This is a genomic window from Mariniradius sediminis, from assembly GCF_021491425.1.
GTDB classification, from domain to species: domain Bacteria; phylum Bacteroidota; class Bacteroidia; order Cytophagales; family Cyclobacteriaceae; genus Mariniradius; species Mariniradius saccharolyticus.
In genome coordinates this window covers 1-14,371 of the sequence record NZ_JAKEVZ010000005.1, presented here as the reverse complement: position 1 = coordinate 14,371, position 14,371 = coordinate 1, and the positions used below count along the sequence as shown (strand labels likewise).

Here is a 14,371-nt window from a genome sequence, read left to right as displayed (position 1 = left end):
ACTGAATTATAATATTTTAAAATCATTGTACTTAAGTATATACTTATATGATTACACCTTGAAGAAAATCCGCTTTCGATAGAGAAAATACAAAAACAACCAAACCAAAAGCAGTGCTCCTAAGCTTTCAAAAACTGGAAACCAATCCTCTCCCGCCGGCCGGTAAAGCCCTTCAAAAAGCAGTCTCGAAGTATATCTGAAATTCACAAACCTGTAAATCATGTAAATCGTCAAGCTGTTCATGCCCACGACTACGAAGAAAAAAGACCATTTGCGAAAGTGGAGCATATCAATCAGCCAATAAAATCCTGCCAATGCAATAAAGGCCATCCCGGCATTGAGAAGTATAAAGGAACTGGTCCACATGCGCTTAAAGATTGGGAAATGAAGATTCCAGACCAAAGCCAATCCGATACAAAACATGCCGAACAAGATCATTTGCATGACTTTTTTTCGCTCAGACAGTTGGGCATTTCGGAGAATTTCCCCTGCATGCGCCCCCAACACCGTCAAACATATCGCCGGGAAGGTGGTCAGTATGCCCAATTCATCAAAACTTCCCTGCAACAATCTGCCAGGGAGAAAGGTCCGATCAATCCAACCGGCCAAATTGCCTTCAAAACTCAGATTTCCTGCGCCAAAACCCGGCACAGGAATCAGGAATACTGCGGCATAGTAGGCAATAAGGACCAGCCCTACAATGCCCAAGCGCTGCCTAGCTGGGAAATTCAGAAACAAGAAAACCGTCACAAATCCCGCAATACCGATTCGTCCCAAGACACTTCCCAACCTGATTTGCTCCCAATCGAAAAACGGGAAAGGGGCGTTTTTGTCCAGCATTCCCAATCCTATCAGCAGCAAAGTCCGTAAGAGCGCTTTTCTGTAAATTTCCCTTTTGGATACGTTTTCGGCCAGGGATTTTCCGAGGGAAAACGGAATAGAAACCCCCGCGACAAACAGAAATAGTGGAAAAATAAAATCATAAAACGTAAATCCAATCCACTCCGGATGCTCAAATTGCCTGGCCAAAACGTCTACCCAGGCAAAAGATGTCTTTCCTTCAAAACTCCTGAAAAAGGCATCTGCACCGCAAATCATCAACATATCAAATCCCCTCAAGGCATCGATCGAGACCAGGCGCTTGGAGGGGTGTTTGAGAAGGATTTCCATGGACTCAGAGTTTGGGTTCCCAACCGGGCTGATATTCCCTTCCCCAAAGTTTCATCGCTGCTGCATCCCGCTCTATCCTTCCGGTTTGGGTATTGATATCCAATGCTCTCCCCGTACGGTAGGAGATATTGCCCAAATGGCAAAGGAGCACACTCTTTTTGATTTCTGGATAGGGTGAAATCAGACTTTTCCCATTATCGATGGCATCGATGAAATTTTGGAAATGGTCCACATCCATGTCAAATCCCGCTCCCTGCTGATTCAGAAGGATGTTGCTCGTGGGTTCTGCGGATTTGACGAGTGTGTTGCCGTTGTCAAAGATTTTGTAGGAATTGTTCAGCAATTCCATTGTCCCATTTTCTCCATGGAAAGAGACACCGGAACCCATTCCATTGATGTCCCGTGCATTGCAGCTTCGCCCTTCCCAGAGGATGGTTTTGCCGCCTTCAAACTGATAGCTCGCGATTTGGGTATCGGGTGTCTCCCAATCATCTTCAAACTGGTACCGACCACCGCTGGAATACACGCTTTTTGGATAATCCACCTGCAGACCCCACCTTGCCAAATCCAGAAAATGCACCCCGTTGTTGACGATTTCTCCCGTGCCCCAGTGCCAGAACCAGTGCCAATTGTAGTGGATCAAATTGTCACGGAAATCCGTTCTCGGTGCAGGACCTTGCCACAGCTCGAAATCCAACCATTCGGGTGTCGGGCTGAGCTTTCCATGTCCGATGGATTTACGTGTATTGGTATACCATGCCCGCGCATAATAAACCCTTCCAATCGCCCCTGAGTGGAGTTCCTGCATGGCTTCTTGGACCCTCGGCCAAGACCTGCGTTGGTTGCCCATTTGCACCACCTTTCCATATTTTTTCGTGGCATCCACAAGCAATTCAGCCTCCGCGGGGTTATGGGACCCAGGTTTTTCGAGATACACATGCTTTCCGGCCTGCATGGCCAATAGTGCTGCCGGCGTATGCCAATGGTCCGGCATGGCAATCGACACCGCATCCAATGTAGGGTCTTCCAATGCCTTTCGAAAATCCTTGATTCCTAGGGGCGCCTTTACGCTTCCTGATTTAACAGCCAAATCAATCCCATTGGCCAAGGCCTTGGCATCCACATCGCAGACGTAGGCGATGGTTACGTTGGGAATCTTGGCCAAAGCCTGAATATGCTGTAATCCACGGCTGTTGACCCCAATCACCGCTATCCGATAGTTGGCTTTCACAGGATAGGAAGACAGGATATTGAAAGAAAACGCGGGACTCAGTGCCCCCAGACCCAGGGCCCCTGTCCCAAGGGCTTTGATGATTTCTCTACGTTTCGATGAATGACTCATAGTTTAAGGGTTTGGGTTTGATGAAAATACTTCCTTTCCGTTTTTGAATGTTTTATGAAGCTTTAGGTTTGATGCGGCATCGACTTCCATGATTATTGAATCGGAGTCAATGGTTGGCGTCCAGTTTTCTAAGCCCTTTTCAAAAAGACTTCTTGGCCGAATCGAAGCCATTTCCCAAGCCTCCGACAAAGTCGCCAGGTTATTTTTGAGCAAAAAACCAAGGCCTTGCAAAAGCGAACCTGCAGAACCGGCCAATACTTGGGGATTGTCTCGGAGATGCAGCTTTCCTTCGGTATTTAAAGTGACCTTTCCGCCCACAGGCGTGTCGTATTCTCCCGCCGGAAGTCCGGCTAAGGCCACAGCGTCGCTGACCAAAAAAAGCTTCTTCCCTTTCACTTTTTTGAAAACCTGAATCACCTCCCGCGGCAGATGGAATCCGTCCGCGATGATACTTGCCCACAGCCTATCCTCCGCCAATTGGGACCATAGGTAGTTGGGATGCCGGGGAAGCATGGCATGGGCACCATTTCCCAAATGTGTGGACATCCGTGCACCTGCATCCAATGCTTTTTCAATCTGGGCATGGGATGCTTTGGTATGTCCAATCGCCACCAACACGCCGGAATCGACACATTTTTTGATGAACGCCGGGGCATTTTCCCATTCGGGCGAAAGCGTCACCAACCTGATTTCACCATGCGCAGCCTCCTGCCAAGACTGGAAAAGTTCCCAATCAGGCGCTTGCACAAATTCCCGGAAATGCGCTCCTCTTGGACCATCTTCAGGCGAGATGAACGGCCCTTCCAAGTGTATTCCAGGAATGCATTTTCTTGCCTTGGGATCGTCTTCCAATAAATTCCAAATTTGGGTAACCAATTGATGGATTCGATCCGGACTATTTGTGATGATCGTTGGAAAGTGGGAAGTGACCCCTCGCTGCAGCAGCTTTTCCGTTATCCCGCCGAGGGACCGAAAATCCGCCTGTACTTCATTGTAGTCAAAGCCGCCGAAGCCATTGACCTGTAAATCGTAGAATCCAGGGCCCAAAAGCAATGTTGAATCTTCATGGGTGGAAATAGCCTGAAGCTTCCTGATCTCTCCTTTATCCAGGAAAAGTTCATACACCTGATTATCAAAGGGATTTTTGGCTATGAGCTTTTCCATGTACGGATTTGATGGCCTTTTACGGCATAGAAAACCAGATACAAATAGCAAGGAAACAATACCCAATAGGCCGTTCTTTCTGAATAGATATCGGCAAAATGCCCATATATCATGGGCATAATTGCATTTCCGCAAAGTCCCATGATCATGATGGAGGCGCCGAGTTTGGTAAACCTACCCAAACCATCCAAGGCCAAAGGCCAAATACCCGCCCAAACCAAGGAATTGGCCAATCCGAGCAAAACCACAAAAAGAATGGAAATGTCCATCTCCATCCCCCAGAATTGGATCGGTCCGCTGCCGTACACAATCAATAAGGTCAAACAACTTCCCAAGAGGGTACATATCCTAAGTATGTTGACCTGAGAGATAACTTTGGGGATCATGGATATCCCGATCAAATAGCCCAAAATGGTGAATGCCAGCGTGAACGATGGAAGCACTTTGGCATCCAAGAGACTGATTCCAAAGGAATTGGCGTAGGGAATGACCGTATCGATCGCAATCACCTGTGTCCCCACGTGAAGAAAAATGGCAAAAGCCCCCAATATCAGGTGGGGAAATTGAAGAATGGAATGCTTACCCGAATTTGCCTCAGCCAGGGCTTCGGATTCATGTTCGGTGTCGATTTCCGGCAAAGGTGAAAACCTGACAAAAATCCCAAGACCCAACAAGACCACGCCAACCACCGCATAAGGCACCATGACCCGTCGGATCAATTCCCCCAAAGCGGCATCTTTTGCCTCAGGGCCCATCTGGTCCAATTGCTGAAACAACTCACTGTCCCCTACCTTCAGCACGACTGCTGCAAACAGCAGCGGTGCCAAAATTCCCGCACCTTTGTTGAAAATGCCCATGATGCTGATCCGCTGCGCGGCACGTTCCTTTGGACCCAAGACGGTGACATAGGGATTTGCAGCGGTTTGCAGGACTGCCAAGCCCGTACCCAGGGTAAACAAACCCAACAAAAACAACTCATAGGTCCGCACCATCGCGGCTGGTACAAAAAGGAAAGCACCCAAGGACATGGCAAAAAAACCATACATCATCCCCTTCTTAAAACCTACGGCCCGCAGCAAATAGGAAGAAGGGACCGACATCACCAAATAGGAGATGTAAAAGGCAAACGCCACCAAATAGGAGTCAAAATTGCTGAGGGTAAAGGCGATTTTGAAATAGGGAATCAGGATGGCATTGACCCAAGAGACAAATCCAAAAATGAAAAACAATATTCCGATGATCCCGATGGAAATCCAGGTGTCCCGAGAACTGAGTTGGTCCGCCCGGACCGCGGAAGTGGTGGATGGCATAGGCTGGCTTTGGGTTCGATCACAGGGAAATCAAGCTTCGGTTTCCTGTCTCTTGAAATACCTGATTTTATCCCAATCCTCCAATGATTTTCAGACTAGCGGCCGGAAAGCAGGGATGAAGACGAAGAATCCAAAAAAATCCGACAATCCCTATGATTTTGCAAGATGGATGCGGGATGCATGGGGCTAATTTCCCCTTCCAAACATGCTTTGACTGCTTGGGCTTTTCGGAGATCCGGCACCGAACAGATGATATTTTTGGATCCCATGATCTGCTGTATGGACATGGAAATGGCCCGCTTGGGCACGGAAGCCAAATCCGGGAACCAGCCTTCCCCAAGTTGCTGCATGCGGCAGGCTTCATCCAATTCGACTATGATGTAGGGTTCTTTGGTGTGAAAATCAGCCGGTGGATCATTGAAGGCCAAATGTCCATTTTCTCCAATACCAACAAAGGCCACGTCGATTGGATGTTTTTCAATAATCCCTGATAGGCGCTTGCATTCCTTTTCGGGATTATGCTCCCCATCGATCAGGTGATAGGCTTTCAAGTTTACTTGATCAAAGAATCGTTCATTCAGGTACTTCCTGAAGCTCGCCCGATGGGTGATTGGAATTCCGATATATTCATCCAAATGAAACACGGTGACTCTGCTCCAGTCTACCTGTTTTTCCTGCAAAAGCTGTTTCAAGGTTTCAAACTGACTGGTGCCTGTGGCCAGGATGATGTTTGCAAATCCTTGGCTTTGGATGGCACTACGAATCAGTTGGGCGCCGATTTTCCCGGCCTGATGACCTAACGCGATGGGATCTGAGAAAACGGAAATTTCCATAGTCTTATGCTAGTTCTTCCAAGCGATAGGTAAAGTCACTCTGCAAGTCTTCGTGCAGCGTAGCGATCAGCTTTGTGGCTTTGCCGACCTGTACTTGGTAAAGGTTTGTAATCACGGGATGCCGGAATTGCATATACCCATATTTCCGGAGCATTTCGCAGAAGTACAGGATCAGCTCGGCTTGGTCAGCCTTGTTCTTGCCCAATTTGAGTGATTTGTTGAGTTTGCGGCGGATGGCTTGGGCGGATTTTTTGGCAAGGTGGTAATTCTTGGTGTTGGCGGATTGAAAAGCCTCATCCAAATCTTCCTTGACGGTGTCTACAAAAAGACTGGGCATATCGCGCTCATTGAGCTTGAAGTAGAGAAAGGCTTTGTTATCGCGGCTGAACTTGGCCAAATCCGTGATGATGTCCACCAATTCCTTTTCGGTCAAGTAGCTGAGGTCTTTTTTGAGTTGGGCCAAACTTGGGATTTCCATCGAACGAGGATTTTGATACCAAATAAATAAAAAACCAAGCCAATTCCTCTTGATACCGTCGTTCCCAGGCCAAAAAATGGCCCTTATTGCTATCAATTCTTGAAATGCATATTTATCTGTTATTTTTTTTCTTATCAAAAAAAGTAAACTATCCACGTAATTATCAGGGACAAGAAAGTCCGATCCTGTCAGCCCGCAAGGCCCTGGCCGGCCCGGCGGACTTCCATTCCCCGCTTACGCTTATCAAGTACTTTGTGCAGATCAATGCTCGAAAATGGACTTTCCGCTTGCTCAAATTCGGAAACATAGGCTTGCAGAGAAACCACCCCGGAGCGGGTGGAAATCTCAATAGCCCGGGTAATGAGCTTCTATTCTCCTTTTCTGTGGGAAATTCCTTATGCACCGCAACCCGGGGGAAAAGGTGTAAGCGATCTTTTGGATTTTTTGGGGCGGGAAATTTAAGATTGGATCTGGGTTATCTCCAAAAACCGGGAATAGATGTAGGGGATTGTTTTCATCATTTTCAACGCAGGTGATTTAACCTAAAGTTTTCCCCCTGTTACTTTTTTCTTGACAAAAAAGTAACCAAAAAGTCAAGAAAGTCCGATCCTATCAGCCCGCAAGGCCCTGGCCGGCCCGCCGGACTTCCATTCCCCGCGCGCGGTCTAAAAAGTTGTCTCTTTCAGATTTAGATCCGGGCCTAATCCCGCAGCGAAGGGTGAAGCCCTTCGCGCATCGGCGCGTCTCCCCCTCCCTCCCCATGGTCTGTGTCCGCAAAGACCATCCATTACGTCAAAGTTCTGCGTTCGGAAACGCAGGAAAACAGGATCGCTTGAAAATCTTCAAATGGCTTTTGGAACAGCTGATTTCCATATCCTCGCCCTACCACTCAAAAACTTTCCCTTGGAACAATCTATGGACTGATTTAGTATCGCAGGGCTAATGCTATCCTCATGAGACGACTGTATTTCCTTTCCGCTCTTTCCTTACTTGCCACCGCCACTTGGGCCCAGGACAGGGTCAGCGGCAAGCACTTTGCCACCAGATCTGAAGTTATCGCACAAAACGGCATGGCTGCAACAGCCCAGCCCTTAGCAACGCAGGTAGCATTGGATATTTTGAAAAAAGGAGGTACCGCAATGGATGCTGCCATCGCTGCCAACGCCATGCTGGGCTTGGTCGAACCCAATGGATGCGGAATCGGCGGCGATGTTTTTGCCATCATTTGGGATGCCAAAACCCAAAAACTCTATGGCTTTAATGGAAGCGGTCGGGCACCTGAGTTGCTGACAATGGAGGTTTTCAAAGAAAAAGGCCTGAATTATGTGCCCCTGTTGGGGCCCCTGCCCGTCTCCGTGCCGGGTTGCGTGGACGGTTGGTTTGAGATGCACAAGCGCTTTGGGAAACTCTCGATGCAGGAAATCCTTCAACCTTCCATCGACTATGCCAACAAGGGCTTCCCCATTACCGAGGTGATCGCCTGGCAAATGAACGGTGCCTATCCCGAGATGCAGGAAATCCCCGGTTTCCGAAAAACATACATGCCCAATGGCAAAAACACGCCGAGAAAAGGAGAAGTCTTCAAGAATCCCGACCTAGGCAGAACCTATTCCCTCATCGCCAAAGATGGCCGTGCGGCTTTTTATGAAGGAGAAATCGCCCAAACCATCGACCGCTTTATGAAGGAAAACGGGGGTTATCTCCGTTATGAAGACCTGAAAAAACATACCTCCGAATGGGTCGAACCCGTCAGTACCAACTATCGGGGTTACGATGTATGGGAACTGCCACCCAACGGGCAGGGAATCGCCGTCCTCCAAATGCTCAATATTCTCGAAGGCTACGACATCAAATCCATGGGCTTTGGCAGTGCGGAATACCTGCACGTGCTGACTGAAGCCAAGAAGTTGGCTTTCGAAGACCGGGCCAAGTTCTATGCCGACCCTGCTTTCAACCAAATACCCGTACAAAAGCTGATTTCAAAGGAATATGCTACCGAGCGCCGCAAACTTATCGACCCCAACAAGGCGGCGATGGCCTACCCTGCCGGGGAAATCGAAAAAGGAAACACGACTTATCTCACCGTGGCGGACAAAGACGGCAATATGGTCTCCTTTATCCAAAGTATTTACGATGAGTTTGGGTCGGGCATGGTGCCGGACGGCTTGGGCTTTGTACTGCAAAACCGCGGACAACAGTTCAATGTCCAGGATCCAAACCATTGGAATTCCCTGGCAAAGGGTAAACGGCCTTTTCATACGATCATCCCGGCCTTTATCACCAAAGATGGGAAGCCATACATCAGCTTCGGTCTGATGGGCGGCTCGGTACAGCCGCAGGGGCATACGCAAATAGTAGTCAATTTGATTGATTTTGGCATGAACCTGCAGGAAGCAGGCGATGCCCCGAGGATGCGGCACAATGGTTCCTCCGAACCCACGGGGTCCAAAATGAGCAACGGAGGTTCGCTGAATCTGGAAAGCGGCTTCTCCTACGAAGTCATCCGCCAGCTCGAAGAAATGGGCCATCGGGTGGAGTTTAGCGTGGGTCCCTTCGGCGGGTATCAGGCCATCATGTATGACCCGGTAAACAAAGTCTACATCGGTGCCTCGGAATCCAGAAAAGACGGACAGGCCGCAGGGTATTGAGAACGTCCGCGCGTGTTTTTGGCTAGATACATCAACATCGCACACCATGGTCTGAGTCATCACATACCATTTTCAACATAGCGATCCTGTATTCGGAAACGCTGGATAGCCGGGTATCGACCACCTCACCCCGACCCTCTCCTCAAGGAGAGGGAGAATACCGCACGATAAGGTCTCATTTTCAGCCTAAGGACACGTAGCCCCAACGGGGCGCCATCCCAAAGCGAAGGGTGTAGCCCTTCGCCCATGCGGAGCCGATTTCCCTCAAGCCCCGAAGGGGCGGCATCCTACATTTACAATATGAAAAAACCTCCTGCGGTCGGAAACGCAGGATAGCGAGGTTGCGGGAGTCACTTTCTTACCACATAGTCCACAGAGCTCACATAGTTTGTTGTCGATTAGATGCTATGTTCCTATGTGAGCTATGTTGTTAAAAATACAATTTCCCCATGGTTTGTGTTATCACAGACCATTCATTAAAACACCATGGCACAATGCGCCACAGGCGCAGATAACAGACAGTCCGACGGTGCAACCTTCGGACAAGGGGAATAGATTCCTCGTGCCTCGGAATGACAAAGTGAGGCCCTTTCCCAATCAAACCATTCAATAAAACACGACCACAGCATGTGCCACAGGCGCAGCTACCAGACAGTCCGACGGTATCGTGGAGAAACGTCTCCGCAATTCAGGAGATGCTTCCCTCCGCAAGCTACGGTTCAGCATGACGGGACGCGGCTGTCCTTGCCTTTCTGTAAATGCCAAATTTTACAATCTCGTAACAACAAAGAAAATACCTGCCTCTTTCCGGAACCTCAGCGCGTAGCTTGGACCTCGAAAAAGGCAGGTATGTTTTCCTTTCAGTTTAATATACCCTAGGCCTACTCATTGGCCTTCCAATCCGGCCATCTTCCCGGGGTATAGGGGGCCTTGTTGATCTCCAACTCTTTTTCCAAAGCTTCAATCGATGTATGCATGGACCTCAATTCCGTCAACCATGCGCTGAACTGCTTGGCGGCCAGGTCATAGGATTCTTGGTACAGTTTGGGAACGGGTGCCGTCGAATTCCAAATGGCATATTCAATACCGCCTACCCTGTCATTGATGGAAGGAAGGGTTTCGAACTCCCTGCGTGCTGCCGATTGGTCACCATATAATTTTATCCGCATCGACACCATCTGTTGCTGTAAATCATAGGCGCGCTTCGTATAAGCCTGCAGCGGTGCCGGCATGTCCAAAAGCGCCAAGTTGATATTTCTCAAGCGTTGATCCATGTTATTGAACAAATCGTTGGCGGCACTGACGGCCTTGCGTATGTCTGTCACTTTCTGGTAGAAAGCCGTGTTCGCTGCCATATCGGTCGGTAGGCTGCCTTGTTCGAGCAACTTGCAGCTGAAGTTCACCGGACCGGCCAACTCGCTCACCACTCCATCCACTACGGAAGAAAGCGTCACCGAATACTGTCCAGGCATCACCAAGGCACCCGTCTCAGCACCCCCAAACAACTGGTCAGGCGCAGGCGTATAGCGGTTATTGACCGGTGCAGGAGATCCGTACCGGAAATCCCAGCTGATTCGGTTCAGTCCCTGGTTGGCCGGGGCCTTGATATGGCGAATCACCTGGCCTTTTCCATCCTTGATCGTAAACAACAGGTATGGGTCGGGCTGGTTGTCTTCTTTCCTCAAACTATCCATCGGAGGATAGTAGACCGGTTGTTGCTTTTCAAATTTGGCTTGCTCCTCCTCCTGGCGTTTATCCTTCATGGTTTTGATATCCTCCTTGAGGTAGTAGGAAAACACGGCGCCAGGTTTCGGATTGGGCGTGGAGAAGTAGTTGCTTCCCAAATGTCCCTTGTCCCGCAAGCCCAAAGGAAAACGCTCGATGTACATCAGACTTTCCTTTACCGGAAAAATGATGGCCGTCTTGGCAAGATCTTCACTTCTAAAGTTCCGCAGGAGTGCGTAATCATCCAAGATGTAGAATCCCCTTCCGAAGGTAGCCAACACCAGGTCATTTTCCCTGCGCTGGATTTCGATATCCCGCACCGCAATCGTAGGCAATCCACTTTTCAACTGGATCCAATTTGTGCCTCCGGTATTGGAGAAAAACAATCCAAACTCCGTACCCACAAACAACAGGTTGGGGTCGACGTGATCTTCCGCAATGGAATACACACTGCCGCGGACGGGCAAGTCCGAATGGATCGGCTTCCATGTCTTGCCCATATCGCTGGTTTTCAAGACATAGGGTTTGAAGTCTCCATACCTGTGGTGATTGAAGCAAACATAGGCCACGTTCTTATCATGAAGCGAAGCGATGATTTGGTGTACGTAACTCATGGCAGGAACTCCCGGCAGGTTATCGAATTTCGTCCATGTCCCACCTCCATCCGTGGTGAGGTGAATCAAGCCATCGTCGGTCCCAACCCAAAGGAGTTTCTCATCGAGCTTGGATTCCGCGATCGTGGTGGTCTGTCCAAAGATGTCGGTGCTTTGGTTTTTGGCGATGGCATCCACAGACCAGATTTTGCCCATCACTTCAAATTTGTTGCGGTCAACCTGCCGGCTCAAATCCGGGCTGATCACTTTCCAGGAATCGCCGCGGTCATCTGTCCGGAAGACTTTGTTGGCGCCAAAGTACAGGCGGGTGTTGCTGTGTTGGCTGATTAGGAGCGGCGCGTCCCAGTTCCAGCGGTAAGGCGCATCCCCTTCTTTCTCGATGGGTCTGATGGGCAGATACTCTCCGCTTTTCCGATCAAAGCGATTCAATCCACCATATTGGCTCTGTGCATAGATGATATTTGGGTTGGACTGGTCCACCTGGGTTTCAAATCCGTCACCCAAGGATGTCACGTACCAATCCGCATTGACGATGCCATTGGCGGAAGTACTGCGGCTGGGACCACCCAAGCTCAAGTTATCCTGGGTGCCACCATGAACCCCGTAAAAGGGATAATCATTGTCTGTCGATACCTTGTAGAACTGGGTCACGGGCAGATTGGCCTTGAAGTCGTATGTGTTGGCAAAATCCCAAGTCTCATAGATGCCCCCGTCACAGCCGACCAAGAGGTGGTTGGTATCGTTGGGGTCTATCCAAATACAATGGTTGTCGATGTGCTTGTTGATTTCGCCGAGGTTTTGGACCGTCTTGCCGCCGTCGTGGCTCACCTTGTAATAGGTATCGGTGATGAAAATCCGGTCCACGTTTTTTGGATCACAGGTAACCTCTTGGTAATAGTTGCCCGAGGTGAAGAAGGAACTGCGTTTTTCCCAGCTTGCACCCTGGTTGGCACTGCGGTAGATTCCCCCCTTGTCTCCATCCCCTTCCACCACGGCGTACAATACATCCGGGTTTACCGGGCTGATGGCCAAGCCGATCCGTCCGAGTTCCCCGCCCGGCAATCCGCCCTCCAGTTTTTTCCAGGTGGTGCCCCCATCCGTGGTTTTGTACAGCGCTGATTCCGGACCGCCGCCGATGTAGGTGAAGACTTTGCGCATGCGCTGATGAAAAGCGGCATACAATACATCCGGATTGCGCGGGTCCATCACAAGGTCATTCACACCCGTGAAGGCGCTCACGGATTTGACGAGGGTCCAGGAAGCACCACCATCGGTCGATTTGTAGACACCCCGATCGCCGCCCTCGCTCCAGACCGGCCCATAAGCGCCGACATAGATGATGTTGGGATTACTGGGGTGTACAATGATGGATGAAATGTGCTCCGAGTTTTTCAAGCCCATGTTTTTCCAAGTCTTGCCCCCGTCCTCGCTTTTGTAGACGCCATCACCGTAGGACACGGATCTCTGGTTGTTGTTTTCACCACTGCCCACCCAGACGACGCTCGGGTTCGAGGGGTCAAGTGTCACACATCCAATGGAGTAGGATCCCTGGGCATCAAAAATCGGGGTGTAGGTAACCCCCCGGTTGGTGGTTTTCCACACACCGCCCGAGGCAGTGGCGACATAATATTCACTGTGGTTGTTGGGGTTTACCGCAAAATCAGAAACCCGCCCGGAAGTGACCGCCGGACCGATCGATCGAAACCGCAGGCTTGAAAATGTGGATGAAGTTAAACCCGAAGTTTGGGTGGCTGCCGCGGCAGGCTGCTTCTTTTGTGCCCAAACCAGTGCCGGAAAAATCAGGCAGAGCGCTAGAGATGTAATTTTCAACAAGGAGTGCATAGGTTGATGTTGTGTTATGAGAACAATATACCACAAAACTGATGATTTGTGAATAGGATTTCCCTTTTCAGGGTTTCAGTCTCAGTAGTCTCGGTCGATGGGGGTTATTTGATGTAGTCAGGCCCTTGGTGTGGGCGTTGATGAATGATGGATGGTGATCCCACACTAATCCCTACTTGTGGGGAAATGTAAAATGATGAATGATGAATTACCACCTCACCCCGACCCTCTCCTCGAGGAGAGGGAGAATTGTAGGCGGAGGGTATTGGGTGCAGAACAAGGTTCGCAGCCACAGCGTGGCGTTTTGATTGTAGAAATGGGTTTTGGTTGTGCATCACGAGCCTCAGAGAGGCGATCTTATTGGATTTTTCAAATTGGATTGTTGTTAGCCTTCGTCAATGTTGGATTTAAATTCTATTTGTCTCCTTCCCCTGTCACTTTTTTCTTGACAAAAAAGTAACCAAAAAGTCAAGAAAGTCCGATCCTATCAGCCCGCAAGGCCCTGGCCGGCCCGGCGGACTTTCATTCCCCGCGCGCGACCGAACCAGGTGCTTTGTGCGGTTTGAGGAATTGACCACCTCACCCCGCCCCTCTCCTGGAGGAGAGGGAGAATTGTAGGCGGAGGGTATCGGGTGCAGAACAAGGTTCGCAGCCACAGCGTGGCGTTTTGATTGTAGCAAAGAGAATTCGATTGGGATCACGAGCCTCGGAGAGGCGATTTTGTGAGCGATTTTAACAGGAGCGTTATAGGCCTCGTCAATCCCCGGCTGGGTCGGATTTGCAATCCGGCCCTCCTATCCCTGCCAATTTGTAATTGGCTTACTACCATTACTCACTCTCTGAGCTGGATTGGATTACCATTCTTTATTTCTCTTGTCACTTTTTTTCTTGTCAAAAACCTGTCTGCCGACAGGCAGGAAGTAACCAATCCCGATATTCTTATGGATTAAACAACGGGTTTGATATAGGATTTTTCATATTTTCGGTCTTCCCTTATCAGAGCGAATATCCGGTTGATTATTTTGGCTCTGACTGCATTTAGGACCGTCATTTTGTTCTTACCCTCAGCTACTTTCCTTTCAAAATAGTCCCTGAGTTCCCCCTTCATCCTGATCGCGGATAGTGCCGCCATATGGAAGAGGGTCTTTAGGTCCTTGTTGGCCCGGTTCGAGACCTTGCGCCTGGATCTCTGGCTGGTTCCCGATTCGAAGGAAAACGGGGCAACGCCCACGTGGCATGAAAACT

Annotated in this window: 10 protein-coding genes; 1 reads left to right on the top strand and 9 read right to left on the bottom strand. The window is 49.6% G+C overall.

Annotated features, from left to right (window positions below):
* Positions 1–51 precede the first annotated feature (51 nt).
* The 6 genes from L0U89_RS07505 to L0U89_RS07480 all read right to left on the bottom strand — a co-directional run bounded on the left by L0U89_RS07505 (position 52) and on the right by L0U89_RS07480 (position 6,297).
* Complete coding sequence (locus tag L0U89_RS07505; RefSeq protein WP_234860970.1) at positions 52–1,170, bottom strand: acyltransferase family protein; 1,119 nt, start codon at positions 1,168–1,170, stop codon at positions 52–54.
* Positions 1,171–1,174: 4 nt separating this feature from the next.
* The gene (locus L0U89_RS07500; RefSeq protein WP_234860969.1) at positions 1,175–2,512 is read right to left on the bottom strand and encodes a Gfo/Idh/MocA family protein; all 1,338 of its coding nucleotides are present in this window, start codon (positions 2,510–2,512) and stop codon (positions 1,175–1,177) included.
* Positions 2,513–2,515: 3 nt separating this feature from the next.
* Positions 2,516–3,676, bottom strand: coding sequence for an N-acetylglucosamine-6-phosphate deacetylase (locus L0U89_RS07495; RefSeq protein ID WP_234860968.1), 1,161 nt, complete (start codon positions 3,674–3,676; stop codon positions 2,516–2,518).
* A complete protein-coding gene (locus L0U89_RS07490) occupies positions 3,661–4,986 on the bottom strand; it encodes a sugar MFS transporter (protein ID WP_234860967.1) in 1,326 nt (441 codons plus the stop codon). Before L0U89_RS07490 ends, L0U89_RS07495 begins: the two co-directional genes overlap by 16 nt.
* 95 nt (positions 4,987–5,081) lie before the next feature.
* Entirely contained in the window at positions 5,082–5,819 is a 738-nt protein-coding gene (locus L0U89_RS07485; RefSeq protein ID WP_234860966.1) for a glucosamine-6-phosphate deaminase, read from the bottom strand.
* Between the two features lie 4 nt (positions 5,820–5,823).
* A complete protein-coding gene (locus L0U89_RS07480) occupies positions 5,824–6,297 on the bottom strand; it encodes a hypothetical protein (RefSeq protein WP_234860965.1) in 474 nt (157 codons plus the stop codon).
* A 953-nt stretch (positions 6,298–7,250) separates the two neighbouring features.
* On the opposite strand from L0U89_RS07480, the gene ggt reads away from it, so the two are divergent.
* Positions 7,251–8,945 carry a gamma-glutamyltransferase gene (gene ggt / locus L0U89_RS07475; RefSeq protein WP_234860964.1) on the top strand — a complete coding sequence of 565 codons (1,695 nt, stop codon included), beginning with the start codon at positions 7,251–7,253 and terminating at the stop codon, positions 8,943–8,945.
* 606 nt (positions 8,946–9,551) lie between these two features.
* On the opposite strand, the gene L0U89_RS07470 is transcribed toward ggt, so the two are convergent.
* The 3 genes from L0U89_RS07470 to L0U89_RS07460 all read right to left on the bottom strand — a co-directional run.
* The gene (locus L0U89_RS07470) at positions 9,552–9,710 is read right to left on the bottom strand and encodes a hypothetical protein (protein ID WP_234860963.1); all 159 of its coding nucleotides are present in this window, start codon (positions 9,708–9,710) and stop codon (positions 9,552–9,554) included.
* A gap of 116 nt (positions 9,711–9,826) precedes the next feature.
* Positions 9,827–13,126 (bottom strand): VPS10 domain-containing protein, encoded by a 3,300-nt coding sequence (locus L0U89_RS07465; protein WP_234860962.1) that lies wholly within the window; start codon positions 13,124–13,126, stop codon positions 9,827–9,829.
* A gap of 946 nt (positions 13,127–14,072) precedes the next feature.
* Positions 14,073–14,371 (bottom strand): transposase (locus tag L0U89_RS07460; RefSeq protein ID WP_234860961.1); only part of this gene is annotated, 299 nt, incomplete at its 5' end.